This window comes from Streptomyces sp. Qhu_M48 (assembly GCF_051305195.1).
In the GTDB taxonomy this organism is placed as follows: Bacteria; Actinomycetota; Actinomycetes; order Streptomycetales; family Streptomycetaceae; genus Streptomyces.
In genome coordinates this window covers 1,615,118-1,638,459 of record NZ_CP195432.1, presented here as the reverse complement: position 1 = coordinate 1,638,459, position 23,342 = coordinate 1,615,118, and the positions used below count along the sequence as shown (strand labels likewise).

Annotated in this window: 16 protein-coding genes; 5 read left to right on the top strand and 11 right to left on the bottom strand. The window is 72.1% G+C overall.

What is annotated here, in order from left to right:
- Window positions 1-51: 51 nt before the first annotated feature.
- From ACRRSS_RS07705 to ACRRSS_RS07680, 6 genes are all read right to left on the bottom strand, one after another.
- Window positions 52-1,755: a carbohydrate-binding module family 20 domain-containing protein gene (locus tag ACRRSS_RS07705; RefSeq protein ID WP_435970478.1), complete on the bottom strand. Its 1,704-nt coding sequence runs from the start codon at window positions 1,753-1,755 to the stop codon at window positions 52-54.
- Between the two features lie 122 nt (window positions 1,756-1,877).
- A complete protein-coding gene (locus ACRRSS_RS07700) occupies window positions 1,878-2,981 on the bottom strand; it encodes a LacI family DNA-binding transcriptional regulator (protein ID WP_435970477.1) in 1,104 nt (367 codons plus the stop codon).
- Entirely contained in the window at window positions 2,969-4,648 is a 1,680-nt protein-coding gene (locus tag ACRRSS_RS07695; protein WP_435970476.1) for a glycoside hydrolase family 13 protein, read from the bottom strand. Before ACRRSS_RS07695 ends, ACRRSS_RS07700 begins: the two co-directional genes overlap by 13 nt.
- A gap of 62 nt (window positions 4,649-4,710) precedes the next feature.
- Entirely contained in the window at window positions 4,711-5,583 is an 873-nt protein-coding gene (locus ACRRSS_RS07690) for a sugar ABC transporter permease (RefSeq protein ID WP_351898969.1), read from the bottom strand.
- Complete coding sequence (locus tag ACRRSS_RS07685; RefSeq protein ID WP_351898731.1) at window positions 5,577-6,590, bottom strand: carbohydrate ABC transporter permease; 1,014 nt, start codon at window positions 6,588-6,590, stop codon at window positions 5,577-5,579. Before ACRRSS_RS07685 ends, ACRRSS_RS07690 begins: the two co-directional genes overlap by 7 nt.
- Before the next feature lie 19 nt (window positions 6,591-6,609).
- Window positions 6,610-7,884 carry an extracellular solute-binding protein gene (locus tag ACRRSS_RS07680; protein ID WP_435970475.1) on the bottom strand — a complete coding sequence of 425 codons (1,275 nt, stop codon included), beginning with the start codon at window positions 7,882-7,884 and terminating at the stop codon, window positions 6,610-6,612.
- A 348-nt stretch (window positions 7,885-8,232) separates the two neighbouring features.
- Here ACRRSS_RS07680 and ACRRSS_RS07675 point away from each other — a divergent pair, with 348 nt between their 5' ends.
- Both ACRRSS_RS07675 and ACRRSS_RS07670 read left to right on the top strand, forming a co-directional pair.
- Window positions 8,233-9,267, top strand: a complete 1,035-nt coding sequence (locus tag ACRRSS_RS07675) for a LacI family DNA-binding transcriptional regulator (RefSeq protein WP_435970474.1) — start codon at window positions 8,233-8,235, stop codon at window positions 9,265-9,267.
- Between the two features lie 132 nt (window positions 9,268-9,399).
- Entirely contained in the window at window positions 9,400-10,326 is a 927-nt protein-coding gene (locus ACRRSS_RS07670) for a phosphatase PAP2 family protein (protein ID WP_435970473.1), read from the top strand.
- 72 nt (window positions 10,327-10,398) lie between these two features.
- Here the strand turns inward: ACRRSS_RS07670 and ACRRSS_RS07665 are convergent, their stop codons facing one another.
- The gene (locus ACRRSS_RS07665; protein ID WP_435970472.1) at window positions 10,399-11,970 is read right to left on the bottom strand and encodes an amidohydrolase; all 1,572 of its coding nucleotides are present in this window, start codon (window positions 11,968-11,970) and stop codon (window positions 10,399-10,401) included.
- Complete coding sequence (locus ACRRSS_RS07660; protein ID WP_435970471.1) at window positions 11,877-13,427, bottom strand: APC family permease; 1,551 nt, start codon at window positions 13,425-13,427, stop codon at window positions 11,877-11,879. Before ACRRSS_RS07660 ends, ACRRSS_RS07665 begins: the two co-directional genes overlap by 94 nt.
- A 138-nt stretch (window positions 13,428-13,565) precedes the next feature.
- On the opposite strand from ACRRSS_RS07660, the gene ACRRSS_RS07655 reads away from it, so the two are divergent.
- On the top strand, window positions 13,566-14,174 hold the full coding sequence (locus tag ACRRSS_RS07655; RefSeq protein ID WP_435970470.1) for a TetR/AcrR family transcriptional regulator: 609 nt from the start codon (window positions 13,566-13,568) through the stop codon (window positions 14,172-14,174).
- A gap of 97 nt (window positions 14,175-14,271) precedes the next feature.
- Window positions 14,272-15,150, top strand: a complete 879-nt coding sequence (locus ACRRSS_RS07650) for a DUF4344 domain-containing metallopeptidase (RefSeq protein WP_435970469.1) — start codon at window positions 14,272-14,274, stop codon at window positions 15,148-15,150.
- Here the strand turns inward: ACRRSS_RS07650 and ACRRSS_RS07645 are convergent.
- Window positions 15,135-18,125 (bottom strand): bifunctional [glutamine synthetase] adenylyltransferase/[glutamine synthetase]-adenylyl-L-tyrosine phosphorylase, encoded by a 2,991-nt coding sequence (locus tag ACRRSS_RS07645; protein WP_435970468.1) that lies wholly within the window; start codon window positions 18,123-18,125, stop codon window positions 15,135-15,137. The two genes, ACRRSS_RS07650 and ACRRSS_RS07645, sit on opposite strands and share 16 nt — an antisense overlap.
- Window positions 18,126-18,433: 308 nt before the next feature.
- On the opposite strand from ACRRSS_RS07645, the gene ACRRSS_RS07640 reads away from it, so the two are divergent.
- Window positions 18,434-20,581, top strand: a complete 2,148-nt coding sequence (locus ACRRSS_RS07640; RefSeq protein ID WP_435970467.1) for a PIG-L family deacetylase — start codon at window positions 18,434-18,436, stop codon at window positions 20,579-20,581.
- Window positions 20,582-20,664: 83 nt separating this feature from the next.
- Here the strand turns inward: ACRRSS_RS07640 and ACRRSS_RS07635 are convergent, their stop codons facing one another.
- Window positions 20,665-21,909 (bottom strand): cytochrome P450 family protein, encoded by a 1,245-nt coding sequence (locus ACRRSS_RS07635; RefSeq protein WP_435970466.1) that lies wholly within the window; start codon window positions 21,907-21,909, stop codon window positions 20,665-20,667.
- Window positions 21,906-23,213: a cytochrome P450 gene (locus ACRRSS_RS07630; protein ID WP_435970465.1), complete on the bottom strand. Its 1,308-nt coding sequence runs from the start codon at window positions 23,211-23,213 to the stop codon at window positions 21,906-21,908. The genes ACRRSS_RS07635 and ACRRSS_RS07630 overlap by 4 nt, the downstream gene beginning before the upstream one ends.
- Window positions 23,214-23,342: the final 129 nt, after the last annotated feature.

Sequence of the window (23,342 nt, the reverse complement as noted above, 5' to 3'; positions counted from 1 at the left end):
ACGGGAAGAGGGGGCCGCCCCGGTGGGGCGGCCCTGCGGAGAGGGGGAGGCTCAGTTGCGGAAGGTGTCGGTCAGGACGATCTGGCCCGAGGCGGGGATGGTCGCGGTGCGGTTGGCGCCGGACTCCCAGGTGACGTTTCCGGCGGCGTCCTTGCGGAGGTACTTGTACTCGAAGGCCGTTCCGGCGGGCAGGCCGACGGTCAGCTTCCAGACGGGGTACGCGGCCGGATCGAGCTTCAGGGCGGCGGCCGGGGACCAGTTGCCGAGCTCGGCGCGGTTGCCGGTGACGTAGATGTTCTGGCCGACCGCGGTGGTGGCGGTGGCGTGGAACGAGGCGCCCGAGGTGGCGGGCGGTGTGGTCGGAGTGGTGCCGCCGCCGCAGTTCGTGGCGTTCACGTGGAGGGCGAGCGCGGTGTTGGCGCCGAGGGTGGCCGTGAACTGGCCGGATCCGTTCACCGTCACGGGGGTGTTCGACTGGACGTCGCAGTAGGCGCCGGCCGGCAGGGAGGTCTGGAAGGTGCGGGTGAGCGCCGAGGACTCGTGGTTGATCGCCACGTACGCCTTGGAGCCGCGGCCGAACGCGATCGCGTTGTTGCCGTTGTCCCACCAGCCGGTGACGGCCTGCCCGCGCGCGGTGTTGCGGAAGGCGACCATGGAGGAGATCTCGCGCCAGGCGTGCTGGCACTTCCAGCCGTCGCTGTAGCAGGCGTTCACCTGGCCGCCGTTGGGCGGTCCGGCGTCCTTGTCGGTCCACTCGTAGCCGGAGTGGACGTCCGGGGAGCCGTAGGGCCAGGCGAGCGCGAAGACGGAGGCGAGGGTGTAGTTCGCGCCGTCCTTGTAGGAGAGGGTGTCGCCGCCGCGCTCGGTGTCGTGGTTGTCGACGAAGACGCCGGACTGCGCGGAGGGCATGTAGCCCCAGGCCTCGCCGAAGTTCTTGAGGTGGGCGAGCTTCTCGTTCTGGAGGACGCGCTTGAGGTCGCGGGCGTAGCGGAACTCCTGGACGTCTCCGCTGCCGAGGTACTCGCTCGGGGAGACGGCCTCGCCGGCGCCGTGGATGGCCTCCAGCTTCCAGTACACGCCGGGCTTGGTGAGCCGGGACTTGATGTTGGCGAGGTCGGCGGCCGGCATGTGCTTGGCGGCGTCGATGCGGAAGCCGTCGACGCCGAGGGAGAGCAGGTCGTTGAGGTAGCCGGCTATCTTCCCGCGGACGTGCTCCTCGCCGGTGTCGAGGTCGGGGAGCTTGACCAGTTCGCAGTTCTGGACGTTGCCCCGGTCCTGGTAGGTGGTGATCTCGGCGCGGCAGTCGTCCATGTCGGCGCCGGAGTAGAGGCCCGGGTAGTCGTACTTGGAGAACGGGGTCCCGCCCGTTCCCGTGCCCGAGCCGTTCGCCATGTGGTTGACGACGGAGTCGGCGACGACCTTGACGCCCGCCGCGTGGCAGGTGTCGATCATGTTCTTGAAGGCGGCGCGGTCACCGAGGCGTCCGGCGATCTTGTAGCTGACCGGCTGGTACGAGGTCCACCACTGGCCGCCCTGGAGGTGTTCCTGGGGCGGGGAGACCTGGACGTATCCGTACCCCGCGGGGCCGAGGCGGTCGGTGCACTCCCGGGCGACCGAGGCGAAGTTCCATTCGAACATCACGGCGGTGACGTCCTTCTCGCCGGGCGGGGCGGCCTGCGCCGGGGCGTTTCCCGTGACGGCCGCAGCGGCTCCCGCCACGAGGGCGAGTGCAGCTGCCACGGTCTTTCTGGCCATGTTTCCTCCTGCTGACTTCACTGTCGCAAGAAGTTGCCGAAAATGTCAGCAACTGTTTTCAGCCGTGACCGTACGAGCGCCCCGACGCCCGGTCAACCCTCCGGACACCCCAACGCAAGTTGTTACGAAAGGACTTGCGGCCCTTCGGGACGAAACGCCGCCGAAACCTGGGCGGGCGGCTGCGCCGTGGAGCCGCGCACCACCAGCTCCGGTTGGAAGACGAACTCCGTGCGCTGCACGGGGTTCCCCTCGATCTCCTCCAGGAGCGCGCCGACGGCCGCCGTCGCCATGGCCTGGACGGGCTGGCGCACGGTGGAGAGCGGCGGGCTGGTGAAGGCGATCAGCGGCGAGTCGTCGAAGCCGACGACCGAGACGTCGCCGGGCACGTCCAGGCCGCGGGCGCGGACCGCGCGGATCACGCCGAGCGCCATCAGGTCGGAGCCGCAGACGATGCCGGTGCAGCCCTCGCGGAGGAGGATGTCGGCGGCCGCGTGGCCGCCCTCGACGCCGAAGAGCGTGGGTCTGATGAAGCGTTCCGCGTCGGCGCGTTCGACGCCGAGGAGCTCGTACAGCTCGGCGGTGAAGCCCTCGGCCTTGCGGCGCGAGGGCACGTACCGGGTGGGGCCGATGGCGAGCCCGATGCGCTCGTGCCCCAGCTCGACCAGGTGCCGCACGGCCATGCGGGCCGCGGCCCGGTCGTCCGGGGAGACGAAGTTGGCGTCGATGTGCTCGTTGTAGCCGTTGATGAGGACGAACGGCACGCCCCGGTCGGTCAGCCGGGCGTAGCGGGCCGGGTCGGCGGAGGCGTCCGCGTGCAGGCCGGAGAGGAAGACGATGCCGGCCACCCCGCGCTCCACGAGCTGCTCGACCAGTTCGTCCTCGGTGGCGCCGCCGGGCATCTGGGTGCAGAGCACCGGGGTGTAGCCGTGCCCGGCGAGGACCTGCTCGACGACCTGCGCGAACGCCGGGAAGATCGGGTTGGTCAGCTCGGGCACGACGAGCCCGACGAGGCCCGCGCTGCGGCGTCTGAGCCGTACGGGCCGCTCGTAGCCGAGCACGTCGAGCGCGGCGAGCACCTTGTGCCGGGTCGCGCCGGCCACCCCCGCCTTGCCGTTGAGGACCCGGCTGACGGTCGCCTCGCTGACCCCGGACTGGGCCGCGATGTCCGCGAGCCGCGGGGCGCCGTTCCCGGCGCCCCGCGGCAGGGGGATCGTCACACCGCCCACCAGGCGGTGGTGTCGGCGGGCAGGACCGCGGTGTCCTCGCCGTCGGCGGCGACGATCGTGACCTCCTCGTTGGAGAGAAGGAACCGGCCGGGCAGCGGGACGGAGATGGCCCGGCCGGTGGTGTTGGCGACGCAGGCGAAGCCGTCGCGGCGGAAGGAGAGCACACCCTCGGGTGCCTCCAGCCACTCGACGGCCTCGCCCGCACCGAGTCCGGGCTGCGCCCGCCGCACGGCGAGCGCGCTGCGGTACAGCTCCAGGGTGGAGCCGGGGTCGCCGGTCTGCGCCTCGACGCTCAGGGCGCCCCAGGTGGTGGGCTGCGGCAGCCAGGAGCCGCCGTCGCCGAAGCCGTACGAGGAGCCCTCGGCGGTCCACGGGATCGGCACCCGGCAGCCGTCGCGGAAGCCGTCCTGGCCGGTGGCCCGCCAGAACGACGGGTCCTGGCGGACCTCGTCGGGCAGGTCGGTGACGTCCGGCAGGCCGAGTTCCTCGCCCTGGTAGACGTACGCCGAGCCGGGCAGGGCCAGCATCAGCAGGGTCGCGGCGCGGGCCCGGCGCAGGCCGAGTGCGCGGTCGCCGGGCTCGCGGAGCTGGGTGCCGAGGCCCGCCGGGTTGGCGAAGCGGGTGGCGTGCCGGGTGACGTCGTGGTTGGAGAGCACCCAGGTGGTGGGGGCACCGACCGGGCGCATCGCTTCGAGCGAGTCGTCGATGACGCGGCGCAGTTCGGCCGCGTCCCAGTGGGTGCCCAGGTACTGGAAGTTGAAGGCCTGGTGCATCTCGTCGGGGCGCACGTAGTTCGCGGTGCGCTCGACGGTCGGGGTCCAGGCCTCGGCGACGAGGACGCGCTCCCCGTCGTACTCGGAGAGGACCTGCCGCCAGGAGCGGTAGATCTCGTGGACGCCGTCCTGGTCGAAGAAGGGCATGACGTCGTTGCCGAGCAGCTTCAGCTGGTCGTGGGCGCCGAGGTCGGGCAGGCCCTCGGCCTTGACCAGGCCGTGGGCGACGTCGACGCGGAAGCCGTCGACGCCCATATCGAGCCAGAAGCGGAGGATGGAGCGGAACTCGTCGCGGACGGCCGGGTGTTCCCAGTTGAAGTCGGGCTGCTCCGGGGCGAAGAGGTGGAGGTACCAGTCGCCGGGGGTGCCGTCCGGGTTCTCGGTGCGGGTCCAGGCCGGGCCGCCGAAGATGGACTCCCAGTCGTTGGGAGGCAGTTCGCCGTTCTCGCCCTTGCCGGGGCGGAAGTGGTAGCGCTCGCGCAGGACGGACGCGGGTCCCTCGCGCAGGGCGCGCTGGAACCACTCGTGCTGGTCGGAGGAGTGGTTGGGGACCAGGTCGACGATGACGCGCAGGGCGAGGGCGTGGGCCTCGCGGATCAGGGCGTCGGCGTCGAGGAGCGAGCCGAACATGGGGTCGATGGCCCGGTAGTCGGCGACGTCGTAGCCTGCGTCGGCCTGCGGCGAGGCGTAGAAGGGGGAGAGCCAGACGGCGTCGACGCCGAGTTCCTTGAGGTACGGCAGCCGGCTGCGGATGCCCTCCAGGTCGCCCATGCCGTCACCGTTGCCGTCGGCGAAGCTGCGCGGGTAGACCTGGTAGATCACCGCGTCTCTCCACCAGCCCGTGTGCGTGCCGGTGGTCGGGGCGTCGGCCGGGGTGGCGAGATGCTGGGTCATGTCTTCCCTGAGAGGTAAGGAGGTGCGTACGGAGGTGCGTTCCGGAGGCGTGCGCGGTGCCGTCAGCCCTTGACGGCACCGGCGGACATGCCGGTGACCAGGTGCCGCTGGGCGAAGAGGAACACCAGGGCGGCGGGGATGGCGATGAGAACGGAGGCCGCGGCCATCGGGCCCCACTGGGCGCCGTACTGGTTGACGAACTTCTGCAGTCCGCCGGCCAGTGTGAGGTTCTCGTCGCCGACCATGAAGGCGGAGGCGTAGGCGACCTCGCCCCAGGCGGTGATGAAGGAGTAGAACGCGGTGACGGCGATGCCCGGCTTGGCGAGCGGCAGGATCAGCCGCCAGAACGTGCCGAACGGGGTGAGGCCGTCGACGTATCCGGACTCGTCGATCTCGCGCGGGATGGTGTCGAAGAAGCCCTTCATCATCCACGCGCAGAACGGGACGGCGATCGTCAGGTACGTGATGACCAGGCCGACCGGCTGGTTGAGCAGGCCCATCGACGCCATGATGTTGTAGATCGGCACGATGAGGACGGCGACCGGGAACATCTGGGTGATGAGCAGCGTCCACATCAGTCCGCGCTTGCCGGGGAAGCGGAAGCGGCTGACGGCGTAGCCCGTGGTGGCGGAGATGAAGACGCCGACGACGGTGGTGAGGCCGGCGACCAGCAGCGAGTTGCCGAACCAGGTGAGGAAGGGGGTGTCCCTCAGCAGGCCGGTGTAGTTCTCGAGCGTCGTCTCCTTGAAGAAGTCCGTGGTGATCGCGTACTTGGCCGGCTTGAGCGAGGTCAGCAGGACCCACAGCACGGGGAAGACGGCGATCACGGACGCGACGATCAGGGTGACGTGCAGCGCGACCGAGGCGAGCGGCGAACGCCGGCCCCGGATCGGGACGTTCGCGGTCTGGGGGGTGGGGGTCGTGGTGGTCACCAGACTTCTCCCTGCTTGCGGAGGACGCGCTGGTAGATCGCGGCGAAGATCATCAGGAGGACCAGGATGAGGACGCCCCACGTGGACGACTGGGCGAAGTCGCGCGGGCTGATCTCGAAGGAGAACTTGTACGCCTGGGTGACCAGGATCTGGGTGGCCTCGCCCGGTCCGCCCCGGGTGAGCAGGAAGATCACCGGGAACATGTTGAAGGTCCAGATGGTGCTCAGCAGGACGACGGTGGTGGAGACCGAGCGCAGACCGGGCATCGTGATGTGCCGGAAGCGCTGCCAGGCGTTCGCGCCGTCCATCTCGGCCGCTTCGTAGAGCTCGCCGGGGATGGACTGCAGTCCGCCGAGGAGGGCGACCATCATGAACGGGATGCCGAGCCAGACGTTCACGAGGATGACCGAGAACTTGGCCCAGGTGGGGTCGTTCAGCCACGGGACGGCGTCGATGCCGCCGCCCGCGAGGATCTTGTTGAGCAGACCGTTGTCCTGGTTGTAGAGGAAGCGCCAGGCGAAGACGGAGACGAAGCCGGGCACCGCCCAGGGCAGGATCAGCAGCATCCGGTACGCGGAGCGGCCGGCGATCCTGCGGTTGAGGACGTTGGCGAGGGTCAGGCCGAGGGCGAAGGTCAGGGCCACGCAGGACACGGTCCAGACGATCGTCCAGCCCAGGGTCCCGAGGAACTGGCTCCCGCTGATCGCGTCGGCGTAGTTGTCCAGGCCGACGAACTCGTAGGTGGCCGGGATCTCGTTGACGCCGATCGACCGGGCGACGTTCCGCTCGTTGGCGTCCGTCAGCGACAGGTAGATGCCACGGACCAGCGGGTAGCCGATGATCACGGCGATCACGAGGACCACCGGCACGACCATGATCCAGGCGTACCAGTGGGTGGAGAGGGAGCGCTTCCGCGTGCTCCGGCGCTTGCCAGTTCCGCGGCTCCGGCCGCGGGCGACGCTGTCGCCCGCGGCCTTCGCCACCGACTGGCTGGGAGTGTCCACAGCCATCAGTCGGTCAGCCTTCCTTCTACTTCCAGTCCTTCAGGAGCTTGCGGTAGGCGTCGCCGGACGCCTTGGCTCCCGCTTCCGGAGTGGTCTGGCCGGTGAGGACCTTGGTGTACTCGGTGACGAGCGGCGCGAAGAGGCTGCCGGTCTCCGGGATCCAGGGGCGCTCGACGGCCTTGTCGACGACCGGCTTGAAGAACGTGATCATCTCGTTGGTCGCGACGTCGGGCTTGATGTAGACCGACTCGCGGGTCGGGAGCAGGCTGAGCTCCTTCGCGACCGCCGTCTGCGTCTCGACCGAGGTCATGTACTCGGTGAAGGCGTACGAGGCGTCCAGGTTCTTGGAGCCCGCGTAGACCGCGAGGTTGTGACCGCCCTGCGGGGCGCCCTGACCGGCCGAGCCGGCCGGCACCGGGGCGATGCCCAGGTTCGCCTTGTCGGCGAACTCCTTGCCCGCGTAGGTGTCGGAGACGGCCCAGGGGCCGTTGATCATCATGGCGACCTTGCCGTCCTTGAAGGCGGTCTGCATGTTGTTCCAGCCGTCGGTGGCGTCGGTCTTGGCGGCACCGGAGTCCACCAGGTCCTTGACGACCTTGAAGCCCTTGACGCCGGCCGCGTTGTCGACGGTGATCGTCTTCTTCTCGGCGTCGACGAGGTCGCCGCCCTCGCCGTAGAGGAAGGAGAGGAACCAGTAGGCGTCGTCGCCGCGCAGGTACAGGCCGGGGTTGCCGGTCTTCTGCTTGATCTTGGCGGAGACGCTCTTCAGCTCGTCGATGGTCTTGGGGACCTGGACGCCGGCCTCCTTGAAGATCTTCTTGTTGTAGAAGATGCCCATGGAGTCGATGACCTGCGGGACGGCGTACGTCTTCCCCTTGTACTGGGTGGACGCGGCGGCCTGCTTCAGGAAGTCCTCGGACCCCTTCAGCGCGGGGGTCTTGTCCAGCGGGGCCAGGTAGCCGAGGTCCGCGAACTCGGGGGTCCAGGCGACCTCGGAGCGGATGACGTCGGGGGCGCCGGAGCCGGACTGCGCGGCGTTCTTGAACTTGTTCTGCGCCTCGCCGAACGGCACGTTCACGTACTTGACGGTGACCTTCGGGTGCTTCTTCGTGAAGCCCTCGGCGAGCTTCTTGAAGACCTTGTCCTCGGAGCCCACCGTCGAGGTGTCCCACCAGGTCACGGTGCCGGAGAGCTCGCCCGAGCTCTTCGGGGCGCCGTCCGAACCGCTGTCACTACCGCACGCCGCCAGGGTCACGCCCAGGGCCGCGACCAGCGCGGTGGCCGCTATGCCACGCCGCATGTGAACTCCTTCAACTGATCCCGGGGGGACGAGGGGCTGGAACCTTCCTCATGCGACCGCTCCCTCGCGGCGCTCCGGGTTGCCAGGAACGTAACAGGGATGAAAACGAGCCGAAAGAGCTTGCGGGAACTTTCTGCAAGGACCGGGGATCGTTACATCCACGTGTCCCTAAGGTTGCCGTTGAATCGCTTGACAGCAGCTGACACGCGCCCCTCGTGCGCCGCGCGGCCCCGCGTGCGCTCCCCGATCACGCCACTCACGCCCCGCAAAAGCTGCAAGACCTTGCGGAGTGGCTTGCATCACCCGGTCGGTGGGCAATACGCCCCGTGACCGGTACAGTCCACTCCCATGACCGCGCGGCTCTCCGACATCGCAGCCCAGGCGGGGGTCAGTGAGGCCACAGTCAGCCGCGTGCTCAACGGCAAGCCCGGTGTGGCCACGGCCACCCGCGAGTCCGTCCTTGCCGCGCTCGACGTGCTCGGCTACGAGCGGCCCGTACGACTGCGCCAGCGCAGCGCGGGGCTCGTCGGCCTCATCACCCCCGAACTGGACAACCCGATCTTCCCCGCGCTCGCGCAGGTCATCGGGCAGGCCCTGACCCGGCAGGGATACACGCCGGTCCTCGCCACCCAGACCCCCGGCGGCTCCACCGAGGACGAGCTCACCGACATGCTGGTGGAGCGGGGCGTCGCCGGCATCATCTTCGTCTCCGGACTGCACGCCGACACCACCGCCGACATGACGCGCTACGACCAGCTGCGCGGCAAGGGTGTCCCCTACGTCCTCCTCAACGGCTTCTCCCCCAAGGTCCAGGCGCCCTTCGTCTCCCCCGACGACCGGGCCGCGATGCGGCTCGCGGTGACGCACCTGGCCGCGCTCGGCCACACCCGGATCGGGCTCGCCGTCGGGCCGAAGCGGTTCGTGCCGGTGCTCCGCAAGATAGAGGGCTTCCAGAAGGGCATGGAGGAGCGGCTCGGCCTCGGCTTCGAGGAGTCCGAGGAGCTGATCCAGCACTCCCTCTACACCCTGGAGGGCGGCCAGGCCGCCGCCGGGGCGCTGATCTCCCGCGGCTGCACGGCGGTCGTGTGCGCGAGCGACATGATGGCGCTCGGCGCGATCAGGGCAGCCCGGCAGCAGGGGCTCGACGTGCCGAGGGACGTCTCCGTCGTCGGCTTCGACGACTCGCCCCTCATAGCGTTCACCGATCCGCCGCTGACCACCATCCGGCAACCCGTGCAGGCGATGGGGCAGGCCGCGGTCCGCGCGCTGCTCGAAGAGGTCGGGGGCACCCCCGCCCCGCACTCCGAGTTCGTCTTCATGCCCGAGCTGGTCGTCCGGGGGTCGACCGCCTCGGCGCCGTCGGCCGTACGTCCCACCGCCTGACCCTCTGCCCGACCCCTGCCGACCCCTTGCCGATCCCCCGTGCGACCTCCTTCTTGAGGTGGACCGGGTGCGCCGCGAACCCGTCCGAGGGATGATCGGTCGGGGGGACGGGATCTGGCAGACTCTCTCCCTATGGGTGAAACGACCGTGAAGAGTTTGGACAACCGGACGACCCCGTCGTCACCCATCGTGGCCGACGGCAGGTTCGCGCGCCTGCGCGCGCGCACGCCTCGGCGTCCCACTATCTGGTTCGAGATCCTGCTCATCGCCGTGAGCTACTGGACGTACTCGCTCATCCGCAACGCGGTGCCGGAGCAGAAGACCCAGGCGCTCCGGAACGCGGACTGGATCTGGCGGGCCGAGGAGTCCCTCGGTCTCGCCTTCGAGCACGCCGTCAACCACGCCGTGAACTCGGTGACCTGGCTGATCGTGTCGATGAACTACTACTACGCGACGCTGCACTTCGTCGTGACCATCGGTGTGCTCGTGTGGCTGTACCGCTGGCACCCGGGCCGTTACGCGGCGTTCCGTACCGTCCTGTTCGCCACCACCGGCGTGGCCCTGGTCGGTTACTACCTGTACCCGCTCGCGCCGCCCCGGCTCATGAACGGCCAGGACTTCATCGACACCGTGCTCGTCCACGAGACCTGGGGCTCGATGGCCTCGGGCAACCTCAAACACGTGTCGAACCAGTACGCGGCGATGCCGTCGATGCACATCGGCTGGTCGCTCTGGTGCGGGCTGACGATCTTCCTGCTCGCGAAGGCGCCCTGGGCGAAGATCCTGGGCCTGCTCTACCCGACGGCGACCCTGGTCGTGATCGTCGCCACCGCGAACCACTTCTGGCTGGACGCGGTCGGCGGCATGATCTGCCTCGCCTTCGGCTTCGCGGTCTCGTACTTCTGGTACGGCTCGCGCCCGCACCGCCTGCCCAAGCTGGTGGAGCCGGCGCCCGGCGTCGTGGCACGCGGCGGCCCGTCCCCGGCGAAGGGGACGGACCGCGAGGACGAGCAGGACCCGGCCGGCGACTCGGGGCAGTCGGTCGCTTCCCGCAGGTGATCCGGCCGGGCCGTCGGCTCCGGCGGGTCGCCTCCCGCAGGTGATCAGGCCGGGCCCGTCGGCTCCGGCGCGTCAGTTCCGGTAGGTGATCCGGCCGCCGGCGACGGCGAGCCGGACCGGGGCCTGTTCGGTCTCGTCCGCCGGGGCCTCCACCGGGTCCACGGCGAAGGCGGTGAGGTCGGCCCGGTACCCCGGGGCGACCCGGCCCGCAACCGTCTCCTCCCCCGCCGCGACCGCCGCGTGCGTGGTCATCCCCTCCAGGGCCATCAGGCCGGTGAGCCCGTGCCGGGCCGAGGCGGCGCCGCGCGGGGCGCGGGCGGTGGCGAGGACCTGCCGGGCGTCGTAGTGGGCGATGGGCCAGTCGGAGCCGAGCGCGAGGTGCGCCCCGGCGTCCCGCAGGTCACGGCAGCGCCAGGCGCGGGCGGCCCGCTCCTCGCCGAGCCGCCGGGACCACTCGTCGGTGTGGTCGGCGCGGGTGTACGCGGTGTGCGGGGGTTGCATCGAGGCGACGACCCCGAGTGCGGCGAACCGCCCGAGCTGGTCGTCGGGGACCGTCTCGATGTGCTCGATCCGGTGGCGGGTACCGCCCGGACCGAGGCCTTCGACGGTGTCGAGGACGTGCCGGACGGCGGCGTCGCCGATGGCGTGGGTGGCGGTGCCGACACCGGCGCGGTGGAGGTGGCGGACAGCGGCGGAGTACGCGGCCGGGTCGGGCCAGAAGGCGTCGGTGCCCCGGCCGTGGCAGTCGGCGTGCTCCAGCCAGGCCGTGCCGCCCTCGACGGTGCCGTCCATGAAGAACTTGACGCCGCCGATCGCCCAGAGGCGCCCGGCCCGCGCCTGGAGCCGTACGAAACCGTCCAGCTCCTCCTCGGTGGCGCCCGGCATGCACCAGGGGGCGAGGCGCAGGCGCAGCGGCAGCTCGCCGTCCTCCTCCAGGGAGGTCAGGAGGCCGGGTACGTCGTGTCCGCCGAGGTCCATGACGTGGGCGGCGGTGAGGCCGGTGGCGGCCATGCCGGTCAGCAGGTCGACGAGCCGGTCGCGGCGCTCGGCGTACGGCTGGGTGGGCAGGACCGGGGTCATCAGGTCCATGGCGGCGTGCTCGACCAGGTGCCCGGTGGGGCGGCCTCCGGCGTCGCAGACGATCTCGGAGTGCTGGGCGAAGGCGCGGGGCCCGTCGATGCCGGCGGCCCTGAGGGCGGTGGCGCTGGCGAGGACGGAGTGTCCGTCGTAGAGGCGCAGGTGGGCGGGGGCGCCGTCGAGGACGTCCTCGACGAGGTCGCGGTGGACCGGGCGGCCGTCGAAGACGTTGTGGTCGAGGCCGTGGCCGAGGATCCAGCCGTCGTGGCGCTCGGCGTTCCGGAGGGCGGTGCGCAGCCCGTCGAGGTCGGTGACGCCGGACAGGTCGGTGCCGTGGAACATCTCCAGGCCCCAGACGGGGTGGCTGTGCGCGTCGGTGAGGCCGGGGGTGAGGGTGGCGCCGCCGAGGTCGACCGTCTCGGTGCCGGGCCCGGTCCAGGTACGGGCCTCGGCGTCGGTGCCGAGGGCGGTGATCAGTCCGCCATGGACCGCGACGGCGGTGGCACCGGTGAGCCCGGGGTCGCGGACGCGGGCGTTGACGAGGACGAGGTCGGGTGCGGAGGACACGTGAGGGCTCCAGGGTCGGTCGTTTCGGTGGGTTCCGCGGCGAAGCGGGCGTAGGTCTCGGGGCGGGTGCGGCGCAGCCGGTACGCGAGGAGGAGTCCGAGGGCGAAGACGGCGGGGACGAGGGAGACGAGCACGGTGTTGACCGTGGTCGAGGCCCCGGTGAAGAGCTCGATGTTGAGGGTGACGAGGCCGATCGCCCCGGCGAGCAGCACGAACGCGACGACGGGCGCGACGACCGTGCGGAGCGGGCCCTCGCGGTGGTCGATCCGCCGGAAGAAGCAGGGCACGGCGAGCGCGGCGAGCAGCTGGAGGACCATGAGACCGATCATTCCCGGCGTGTTCACCCAGAGCAGGAGTTGCTGGTACGGGTCGGCTCCGGCGAGCGCGAAGGCGAGGACGACGACGGCGCCCAGCGCGGTCTGCGCGGCTCCGGCGATGTAGGGGGAGCGGTGGCGGGGATGGATGCGGCCGAGGGCCTTCGGCAGCACGCCCTCCTCGGAGAGGGAGAGGGTGTAGCGGTTGATGGCGTTGTGGAAGGCGAGGAGGGAGGCGAGGACGCTCGTGATGATGAGCAGGTGCATCAGGTCGGCGGCCCAGGCTCCGACGTAGGTGGTGATGGCGGCGAAGAAGAGGCCGCCGGGGTCGTCGGCGGCGGCCTGGACGACCTTGTCCTCGCCGAAGGCCTGGATGACGGTCCAGACGACGAAGGCGTAGAAGAGGCCGAGGAAGGCGACCGCGATGTAGGTGGCGCGCGGGATGGTGCGCTCGGGGTTCCTGGCCTCGCGCCGGTAGATCACGGTGGACTCGAAGCCGGTGAAGGCGGCGAAGGCGCAGGCCAGGACGGCCGCGGTGCCTCCGGTGAGGACGTGCGCGGGGGCGAGGCCGCCGAGCGAGAGTCCCTGGGCGCCGCCGTCGATCAGGACGCCGCCGGCGAGGAGGACGAGGATGCCGGTCTCGGCGACGAGGAGGACGCCGAGGAGTCTGGCGCCGAAGTCGATCGAGAGGTAGCCGCCGTACCAGACGAGCAGCAGGCCGGCGAGGGAGACGGGCAGCCAGGGGACGTCGTGGCCGAGGGAGGCGGCGGTGTCCGAGGTGGCGGAGCCGAGGAGTCCGTAGACGCCGATCTCCATGCCGTTGTAGCCGAGCAGGGCGACGAGTGCGGAGGCGATGCCGATGGGGGCGCCGAGGCCGCGGGTGATGTACGCGTAGAAGGCGCCGGCGCTGCGGACGTGGCGGCTCATGGTGGTGAAACCGACGGCGAAGACGGTGAGGGTGAGGCCGGCCAGGAGGTAGCCGACGGGTGCGCCGATGCCGCCGAGGGCGATGGCGACGGGTGCGACGCCCGCCATGACCGTGAGCGGGGCGGCGGCGGAGACGACGAAGAAGGAGATGTCGGCGGTGGTGAGGGTGCCGGTTCTCAGCCCTGGGGGCTCGTCGGGGGCGGTGGGTGCGGGCATGCGGCAGGAAGCCCTTCCGGTGGTGGACGTGTCGGGGCGGCGGTGTCCCGGGGAAGCAGAAACCTAAAGGCTTTCGGTTTGCGCAATGTAACCTCGCGTTCGACGATTCGGGAAGACCTGAACAGGGAGTGACACCTCATGGGCCGGCCGCGCAGACCGCTCCTCGACCGGGAACGCATCGCCACCACGGCGCTCGACATCGTCGACGAGCGGGGCGAGTTCAGCGTCCCGCAGATCGCCCGGCGCCTCGGGGTGCAGACCGCCTCCGTGTACCACCACGTCGACGGCCGCGACGGCATCGTCGAGCTGCTGCGCGAGCGCGTGGCCGCCGCCATCGAGACCGACACCCTCGACCGGGAACCCTGGGACGCGGCCCTCACCGCCTGGGCCCTCTCCTACCGGGCCGCCTTCGCCGCCCACCCGCGCGCCATCCCGCTCCTCACCACCTCGCCGGTCCGCGCCCCCAAGGTCCTCCTCCAGTACGAACGGGCCGTCGGCCGCCTGCTCGACGCGGGGTTCGCCCTCCCGGACGTCATGCCCGTGATCATCGCCCTGGAGAACCTCGTCCTCGGCTCCGCGCTCGACATGGCCGCCCCCGAGGCCATGTGGGAGCTGGCCGACGAGACGGCGACACCCCAACTGGCCCGCGCCCTGGGCGCGGTGCCCGAGGGCCGCGCCGACCACGCCTTCGAGCTGGCGCTCACGGGGTACCTGACCCATGTGAGGACGCTGCTCGACGCGCCCTGAACCGGGGGCCGGGCCTATCCTGATGAGGTACGGCCGAGAGGGGGCCCACCCCCCGTCGGCCGGTGGAATCGGGGCACTCTCCGGATCGGAGACGAGCATGCTGTTCCACCGGGCCTGGGCGGCCGCGGTCGTGGCCGCCGCCACCCTGCTGACCCTCGGAGCGTCGACCGCCACGGCCGCCGCCCCCGCCGTTTCCTCCGCACCCGCCGTACCCGGACCGGGACTTCTCGTCGTGGACTACCAGCCCGCCGAGACGGCCACCGACCAGGCGGAACAGGAGTTCCTCCAGGGGAACGAGGTCCTGGAGAGCGCGGCGGCCCACATCAACTCCCTGATCGGGCTGCCCCGTGACGTCCCCCTGACGGCCCTGAGCTGCGGCGGCGACGCCAACGCCTACTGGGACCCGGAATCCCAGGGCATCCTCTTCTGCTACGAGCTGGTCGGCGCGTACCGGGGCCTCTTCGAGAAGCTCAACACGACCGGCACCCAGGCCCAGCAGGACCGGGCCACCGAGGACGACCTCATCGGCGTCTCCAACAGCACGGTCTTCCACGAACTCGCACACGCCCTGATCGACCTCTACGAACTGCCGAGCACCGGCCGGGAGGAGGACGCGGCCGACCAGCTCGCCACGCTCCTGCTCGCGGGCGACCCGCTGCGCCAGCAGTACGCGGTGAGCGACATCGAGGCCTGGGGCGCCCTCGCCGTGGCCGCCGAGAACGGCGACATCACCGGACAACTCGCCGACGAGCACGCCCTCGACGCCCAGCGGTACTACAACGCCATCTGCTGGCTGTACGGCTCCGACCCCGCCGCCTACCAGGGCGTCGTCCAGACCGAGGCCAACCCCGACGGGGTCCTGCCCGAGGCCCGGGCCGTCCGGTGCCCCGGCGAGTACGAGAAGATCGACAAGGCGTGGGGCACCCTGCTCCAGCCCTACCTGAAGACCGGTCAGAGCTCTCAGAGCGCTCCGTAGAACAGCTCCTCCACCACCGCTCTCGCCCGGCGCGTCATCCGGCGGTAGTCGTCGACCATCTCGCCGACATGGCCGGACTCGTACCCCAGGTACCGTCCGACCGCGGCGAGTTCGCGCGGGTCCGAGGGGAAGGTGTCGCCGGGCCGGCCGCGGACCAGCATCACGGCGTTGCGGACGCGGGTGGCGAGGACCCACGCCTCGTCCAGGGTCTGCGCCTCCTCCGTCGGGATGAGGCCGGCCGCGTGCGCCGCCCCGAGCGCCTCCCGGGTCCGCGTGGTCCGCAGCCCCGGCTCGGCCCAGCCGTGCCGCATCTGGAGGAGCTGGACCGTCCACTCGACGTCGCTCAGGCCACCGCGGCCCAGCTTGGCGTGGAGGGTCGGGTCGGCGCCGCGGGGCAGCCGCTCGGACTCCATCCGGGCCTTGAGGCGGCGGATCTCCCGGACCGCGTCCTCGCCGAGGCCCTCGGCCGGGTAGCGCAGCGGGTCGACGAGTTCGATGAAGCGGTCCGCCAGTTCCCGGTCGCCCGCCATGGGTTCGGCCCGCAGCAGCGCCTGGCTCTCCCAGACCAGCGACCAGCGGTGGTAGTAGGCCGCGTACGACTTCAGGGTGCGGACCATGGGGCCGCTCTTGCCCTCCGGCCTGAGATCCGCGTCGATCAGCAACGGCGGGTCCGCGGTGGGGAGTTGGAGGAGCCGTCGCATCTCGGCGACCACCCGGTTCGCGGCGGTGGCCGCCTCCTGCTCGTCGACGCCCTCGCGCGGCTCGTGCACGAACAGGACGTCGGCGTCGGAGCCGTACCCCAGCTCGTGACCGCCGAAGCGGCCCATGCCGATGACCGCGAACCGGGTCGGCAGCTCGTCGCCCCACTCGGCGCGGACGGCGGCCCGCAGGGCGCCCGCGATCGTCACCGCGTTGAGATCGGTGACCGCCTCGCCCACCCGGTCGACCAGCGCGCCCGGATCGGGCTCGCGGGGGCTGTCCTCGGTGCCGTACGAGCGGATGAGGTCGGCCGCGGCGGTACGGAACAGCTCCCTGCGCCGTACCCCGCGGGCCGCCGCGACGGCCTGCTCGGCGTCGGCCGCGCGGCCCACCGCCGCCAGGACCTCCTGCTCCAGATGGTCCCGGCCACGCGGCTTCAGGCCCTCCGGGTCACCGAGGAGCGCGACCGCCTCCGGGGCGCGCAGCAGCAGGTCGGGGGCGAGGCGCCCGGCGGACAGCACCCGGGCGAGGTTCTCGGCGGCGGCGCCCTCGTCCCGGAGCAGCCGCAGGTACCAGGGGGTCTTGCCGAGGGCGTCGGAGACCTTGCGGAAGCCGAGCAGGCCCGCGTCCGGGTCGGCCGAGTCCGCGAACCAGCCGAGCAGCACCGGGAGCAGCGTCCGCTGGATCGCGGCCTTCCGGCTCACCCCGGAGGCCAGTGCCTCCAGATGGCGCAGGGCGGCGGCGGGGTCCGCGTACCCGAGCGCCTCCAGTCGCTGTCCGGCCGCCTTCGGGCTGAGCCGGATCTCGCCGGGGGCGAGCTGGGCGACCGCGTCGAGCAGCGGCCGGTAGAAGATCTTCTCGTGCAGCCGCCGGACGACGGCCGCGTGCCGCTTCCACTCCTTGTTGAGCTCGGCGACCGGGTCGGTGCGCAGGCCGAGCGAGCGGCCGAGGCGGCGCAGGTCGGCCTCGTCCTCCGGGACGAGGTGGGTGCGGCGCAGCCGGTACAGCTGGATGCGGTGCTCCATGGCCCGCAGGAAGCGGTACGCCTCGTCGAGCTGGGAGGCGTCGGCCCGGCCGACGTAGCCGCCGGCGGCGAGGGCGGCGAGCGCGTCGAGGGTGCTGCCGCTGTGCAGGGTGGCGTCGTTCCGGCCGTGCACCAGCTGGAGGAGCTGGACGGCGAACTCGACGTCCCGCAGACCGCCGGGGCCCAGCTTGAGTTCGCGGTCGACCTGGGCGGCGGGGATGTTGTCGACGACCCGGCGGCGCATCTTCTGCACGTCGGGGACGAAGTTCTCGCGCTCGGCGGCCTGCCAGACGAGGGGGGAGACGGCGGCGATGTACTGGGCGCCGAGCTCCGTGTCTCCGGCCACCGCGCGCGCCTTCAGCAGGGCCTGGAACTCCCAGGTCTTCGCCCAGCGCTGGTAGTAGGCGAGGTGGGAGGAGAGGGTACGGACGAGGGGGCCGTTGCGGCCCTCGGGGCGGAGGTTGGCGTCGACCGGCCAGATGGTGCCCTCGACGGTGGTCTCCGAGCAGAGCCGCATCAGGTGGGAGGCGAGCCGGGTCGCGGCCTGGACCGCCTTGCCCTCGTCGGCGCCCTCGGCCGGCTCCCCCACGAAGATCACGTCCACGTCGGAGACGTAGTTGAGCTCGTGGCCGCCGCACTTGCCCATGGCGATCACCGCGAGCCGGCACGCGGCGGCGTCGGCGGGCGCCGCGGTCCGGGCGATGTCGAGCGCCGCGCGCAGGGTGGCCGTCGCCAGGTCGGCCAGCTCGGCGGCCGCCTCGGCGACGTCGGTGGTGCCGCACACGTCACGGGCCGCTATGGCCAGCAGACAGCGGCGGTAGGCGATCCGCAGGGAGTCCGCGTCGACGGCCTCGGCGAGCCCCCGCTCGAACTCGGCCACCCCCGGGTGCAGGTCGGCCGCCTCGTACGTGACGAGCGACTCCCAGTCGCGGGGGTGCCGGGCCAGGTGGTCGGCGAGCGCCTCGGAGGCGCCGAGCACCCCGAGGAGGCGGTCCCGGAACGGCTTGGCGGAGAGCAGGGTGGCCGTGAAGGTCTGCCGCTCGGTCTCCGGCTGCGCCTCGACCAGGCGGACGAGACCGCGCAGGGCGAGATCGGGGTCGGCGGTGGCGCCGAGGGCGTCGAGCAGGACGGAGTCTCCGCGCAGGGCGGAGAGCTCGGGCACGTCGAGCAGCCGCTCGGCTGCGGAGGGGTCGGTGAACCCGTGCCGCAGCAGCCGTGAGAACGTACTGCTCCTGCGTCCCGGAACCGTCATTCCGCCGCTCCCTCGTCACAGGTCCGCCCCCGGGTGGGACCGGGGTGGATCGAGCCTATCCGGAGCGGGGGACGGGGGCGCCCAGGCCTTCGGTTCGCAGCGGGTCACACGTGATGTCCCGCACATTGATCGCTTTTCGAGGCCGATGAACCGTATTTCTTGAAAGTCCGTCTTGCTCGGGGCGGACACCTCCGCCTGCCCGAACCCGTCCGAAAGCGCGGGACCACCCGCCGGTCCGACCGCCGGTCCGACCGTCCTCCCGACCGTCCGACCGCTGTCCGGCCCCTGTCGAAAGCGCGCCACCGCACATGCCCGTCCGCCTCCGCCCCCGCCTCCGCCCGTCTCGCCGCAGGACCGTCTCCACGGCTGTGACGGCCGTCCTGGTGGGCGGCACCTTCGCCGGGCTCCTGTCCGTGACGGGGGCGCCGAGCCCGTCGGCGGCGCACGCGGCACCGGAGGCGAAGGTCTCCGGGGCGCGGGCGGACGGGAGGCGGGCGGACGAGGCGAGGGCTGCCAGGGAGAAGGCGGCCGAGGCTGAGGCGCCGGCGAAGCTGGTCCGGGCGCCGCGCTCCCCCGCCCCCGCCACGCCGAAGGGGAGGCCGAAGGCCCGCACCTCCGTCGTGCAGATCGTGGCGCACCCGGACGACGACCTGTACTTCATGAACCCGGACGTCTCCCAGTCCCTCCGCTCCGGCACCCCCCTGGCCTCCGTCTACCTCACCGCCGGCGAGTCGGACGGCGTCAACGCCCGCCCGCGCGACGCCGAGGACACCGAGGCCGACAAGGCGGGCTACGCCGAGGCCCGGCAGAACGGCATACGCGCCGCGTACGCCGAGATGGTGACCGGCAGCCGGACCAGCCCCTGGGACCGGACCGCGATACCCACCTCCGGCGGCGCGATGGCCGAACTGGACACGCTGCGCGCGAAGCCGCAGGTCAAACTGGTGTGGCTGCAGCTGCGCGAGGCCGGTTCGATCAGCGACGACCGCCCGCACAGCCTCAGCGGCCTGTGGCACGGCCGCATAGCCGCCCTGGAGTCGCAGCGCTCCTCCGGCACACCGGTCGGCGCCGACTTCGCGTACACGAAGGACCAGGTCGTGGCCACCGTCGCGGGGCTGCTCGACCGGTTCCGGCCGACCTTCGTGCGGATGCAGGACCCGAGCCCGGGCACGTACCCGCGGACCGGGAAGCTCCGGGACCACCAGGACCACCTGTACGGGGCGCGGTTCGCGCAGGCCGCGCTCGCCCGGTACGCGGAGCTTCCCGGGCACCCGCATGTCGGCGTCCAGAACTACCTCGGCTACCCCACAAGCCTCCTGCCGCACACGCTCGACCCCGAGACGGCGGGCGCCAAGCTGAAGACCCTGAAGACCTACGCCTGGCTGGACGGCGTCAACGACTGCGGGACCCTCGCGGGCTGCGGCGACCTGAAGGTGGCCGCGCGGCCGGCCGGCCGGGGCTGGAGCGACACCGTCCGGTACGCCCGGGGCACCTCCACCTCCTGGGTGCGGCAGGACCGGGACGGCGGCCTCCACGCCTTCTCCGTCCTCGACGGACACCTCGCGACCTGGCGGAAGCCGGCGGACGGCGGCGCGTGGCGCGGCCCGACGCTGCTGCCGGGCGGCGGCCTGGACAGCGGGGTCACCTCGGTGACGCTGCCCGACGGCCGCATCGCGGTCTTCGGGACCCGGACGGTGCTCGCCGACTACCACCGTGAGGTGGTGGCCACCGAGCAGACGGCCCCCGGCGGCGCCTTCGGCCCGTGGCGCTCGCTCGGCACGCCCGAGCGGGACGACGCGAGCGGCACCTCGGACATCAGCGCGCCCGCCGTGACCGTCGGCGGCGACGGCCGGGCGACGCTGCTTTTGCGCGACAGCCACCACCGTCTGACCGCCCGCGAGCAGGGCGCGGACGGCGGCTGGGGTCCGTGGCGGGTGCTCGGCGGCTCCGACGTGTACGGCGACCCGGTCGCGGCGACGGACGGGACGGGCCGGGAGTACGTCTTCGCGAGCACCCCGGACACCGTCCTCGTGTGGGCGCGCCGGTACTCCGGCGGGCCGCTCACGGGGCCGGTGCGGACCGGTCTTCCGCCGACGACGCTGGCGCTGAGCGCGAGCGCGGCGCCGGACGGCGACGGCGTACGGCTCTGGTTCCGCAAGCCGGCCTCCGGCGACCTGCGCAGCGCCGACTTCTCGGGCGTGGGCCCGGTCTCCCCGGTCACCGAGCTGCCGGGGTCCGGAGTCGCGGGCTTCGGCCCGGTGAGCGGCGGTGACGGGATGCTCGCGGTCCGGTCCCGTACCGGATTCCTGGCGACGGCGCCGCACGGCCGGACGGGGACGAGCCCGGTATGGACGCTGGAGCGGTTCCTCTTCGCGGGGGCGCCGGACGCGGGTCCGGACGGGGTGGCGGCGATGGGCCTGGACGGCAGACTGCACTGGACCCCGGCGGGACGCTGAAAGCCGGCCCGCCGTGCGGCCGCCGTGACGGGAACCCCCGGTCGCCGTGACCGGGGTGGGCGTACGGTCACGGCGGCCCGGGCTCAGGCGTCGAGGAGGACCGGGAACGCCTCCATGTCGTTCTGCGTCATCACCGGCAGCTTGCGGAGGTCGGTGTCCGGCACCGCGAGCCGCAGCCGGGGGAAGCGCGCGAAGAGGGCGGGCAGGGCGATCCCGGCCTCGACGCGGGAGAGCGCCGCGCCGGGGCAGATGTGCGGGCCGTGACCGAAGGTCATGTGCCGGACGGGGCCGGGGCGGGTGACGTCGAACGCGTCGGCGCCGGGCCCGTGCTGCTCGGGGTCGCGGCCGATCGCCCGGTAGGAGATGACCACGCCGTCGCCCTGGGCGATGACGCCGTCGCCCACCACGATGTCCTCGGTGGCGAACCGCATCAGCAGATGGGTGGTCGGGGTGTCCCAGCGCAGGGTCTCCTCGATCACGGTCTCCCAGGAGACCTCCCCGTCCAGGACCAGCCGCAGCTGGTCGGGGTGGGCGAGCAGCGCGCGCACGGCGTTGAGGATGAGCCCGATCGTGGTCTCGTGCCCGGCGGCGACCATCGCCTTGAGGTTGCCGACCACCTCCTCCTCGGTGAGCGGCTCGCCGCCCTCGTCGGCGAGGATGAGCGCGGAGGTCAGGTCGTCGGTGGGCCGCGCGGTCTTCTCGCGGACGAGACCGGCGTAGAAGACGTCCAGCTCGGCCAGGAGGGCGAGCCGCTCGTCCTGCGGGGTGAGCATCGAGAAGAACTTCTTGTACTGCCGGGTCAGCATGGTGTTCGAGGCGGGGTCGACACCCATCAGCATGCCGACCACCCGCATGGGCAGCGGCTGCGCGAACACGGCCTTGAGGTCGACGACGGCACCGCCCGCCCCGCCCTCGGCCAGCGCGTCGAGAAGTTCCGCGGTGAACTTCTCGATGTCGGGGCGTATCGCCTCCAGACGGCGCGGGGTGAGCGCCTGGGAGGTCTTGGTGCGCAGTCGGCGGTGCTCGGCGCCGTCGACGGTGAACATGGACCGGCCGGCGTCGATCATCCCGATGAGCGGCCACGCGTGCGTCACCGCGCCGCTCCGCCACAGGCTCCAGACGTCGAGGTCCTTCACGAGGCGGGGGTCGACCAGGAGCCGCCGGGCGTCGGCGTGCCGGGTGACGGCCCAGGCGGGCACGCCGAGGAGGTCGATCCGGGCCAGCGGGCCGGCGTCACGCAGCCGCGCCGTCTCGCCGTCCAGGTCCTGGACCATCGGGTCGATGACGACGGTCCCGCCGTCCTGGGCGGCGGCGTGAGGGCAGTTCACGAGGGGTCTCCTGTCGTGCGTACGGGGGTGAACCGGACGGGGAGCGAGGTGGTGCCGCGCAGGAAGGCGGAGGGCCGCCGGACGAGTTCGTCGGCGGGGACGGCGAGTTCGAGGTCGGGCAGCCGGTCGAGCATGACCTCGATGCCGGTACGGACGATGATCTCGGCGATCTCCTGCGCGGGGAACGGGCACCGGTACTCGCCGTGGCTGAACGCCAGGTGCGCGCCGCTGCCGCCGCGCGCGGCCGCGCCGCCGTCGGGGAGGCCCTGGCGGATCAGCGGGTCGGTGTTGGCGGCCCCGAGGCCGAGCAGCAGCATGTCGCCGGCCTTGACGGCCCGGCCGGCGAGCCGGGTGTCCCGCGCGGCCCAGCGTCCGGCCAGGATCTGGGTGGGCGCGTCCTCCCAGAGGACCTCGGTCGTGGCCTCGGAGACGCTGTGCCGGCCGCGGGCCATCGAGTCGGCGAACCCGGTCTCGGTGAGCATCAGCCGCAGGGAGTTGCCGAGCCAGTCGGCGGTGGTGAGGTGCCCGGCGGCCGTGACGGCCATCAGGTCGAGCATGTACTCCTCGTCGGTGAACGCCTCGGGGAAGGCGAGCATGCGGGAGGTGATGTCGTCGCCGGGCTCGGCCCGCTTCGCGGCGACCAGCCGCCCCATGTGCTCCGCGAACCGCAGGTGGGCGCTCTGTGCCTCCGGGCCGCCGTCGGCCAGGTCCTTCAGGACCCGGGATATGTCGGTGCCCTCGTCGTCGGGGAACCCGATGAGGCGGGCGAGGACGAGGACGGGGAGCGGTTCGCAGAAGTCGGCCACGAGGTCGGCCGTGCCCCGGCCGCACACCGCGTCGATCAGCCGGTCGGCCAGCTCCTCGCAGTGGCCGCGGATCTCGTACGGGTCGGCGCTTTCCAGGGCGGGCACCACCATCCGGACGTGCCGCCGGTGCTCCTCCCCCGCGGTGAAGTAGATGGACGGCATGGGCCGTCCGACCATGGGGAGCAGCGGCCAGTCGTCGGGGATGTGCGGCCACTGGTTCCACAGGCCGACGTCGCGGGGGAACAACTGCCCGTCGCTGGTGACCTGGTGGATCTCCCGGTAGCCGATGACCAGCCAGGCGGGGACCCCGCCGGGGAGCTCCACGGGGACGACGGGTCCGTGGTCGCGCCGCATGGCGCGGTAGACGGCCCGGGGGTCGGTCTGGAACCCGGGGCCGCTCAGCGGCACGGCCGCCGGGCCGGCGTGCGCCGGGCATCCGGGAGGCGGCGGGGTCGGAGTCGGATCGGGCGCGGGCTCTGCGGAGGAAGGGCGCGTCATGTGTCCTGGATCCTGTGGCGACAGTCGCACGCGTCGCGGTCATGTGATCAAAGCAGGCTCACTATAAGGAGGTTGGGAGACCCTGGAGCCGTCGACTGCGATCAATTTCGCACCGTGGACGGAACAGAC

Excerpts from the sequence above, each read along its gene's own strand:
- ACRRSS_RS07670 (WP_435970473.1), top strand. The coding sequence starts at position 9,400 with ATGGGTGAAACGACCGTGAAGAGTTTGGACAACCGGACGACCCCGTCG.
- ACRRSS_RS07645 (WP_435970468.1), bottom strand. The coding sequence starts at position 18,125 with ATGACGGTTCCGGGACGCAGGAGCAGTACGTTCTCACGGCTGCTGCGG.
- ACRRSS_RS07655 (WP_435970470.1), top strand. The coding sequence starts at position 13,566 with ATGGGCCGGCCGCGCAGACCGCTCCTCGACCGGGAACGCATCGCCACC.
- ACRRSS_RS07705 (WP_435970478.1), bottom strand. The coding sequence starts at position 1,755 with ATGGCCAGAAAGACCGTGGCAGCTGCACTCGCCCTCGTGGCGGGAGCC.
- ACRRSS_RS07695 (WP_435970476.1), bottom strand. The coding sequence starts at position 4,648 with ATGACCCAGCATCTCGCCACCCCGGCCGACGCCCCGACCACCGGCACG.
- ACRRSS_RS07680 (WP_435970475.1), bottom strand. The coding sequence starts at position 7,884 with ATGCGGCGTGGCATAGCGGCCACCGCGCTGGTCGCGGCCCTGGGCGTG.
- ACRRSS_RS07675 (WP_435970474.1), top strand. The coding sequence starts at position 8,233 with ATGACCGCGCGGCTCTCCGACATCGCAGCCCAGGCGGGGGTCAGTGAG.
- ACRRSS_RS07660 (WP_435970471.1), bottom strand. The coding sequence starts at position 13,427 with ATGCCCGCACCCACCGCCCCCGACGAGCCCCCAGGGCTGAGAACCGGC.
- ACRRSS_RS07685 (WP_351898731.1), bottom strand. The coding sequence starts at position 6,590 with ATGGCTGTGGACACTCCCAGCCAGTCGGTGGCGAAGGCCGCGGGCGAC.
- ACRRSS_RS07630 (WP_435970465.1), bottom strand. The coding sequence starts at position 23,213 with ATGACGCGCCCTTCCTCCGCAGAGCCCGCGCCCGATCCGACTCCGACC.
- ACRRSS_RS07640 (WP_435970467.1), top strand. The coding sequence starts at position 18,434 with ATGCCCGTCCGCCTCCGCCCCCGCCTCCGCCCGTCTCGCCGCAGGACC.
- ACRRSS_RS07650 (WP_435970469.1), top strand. The coding sequence starts at position 14,272 with ATGCTGTTCCACCGGGCCTGGGCGGCCGCGGTCGTGGCCGCCGCCACC.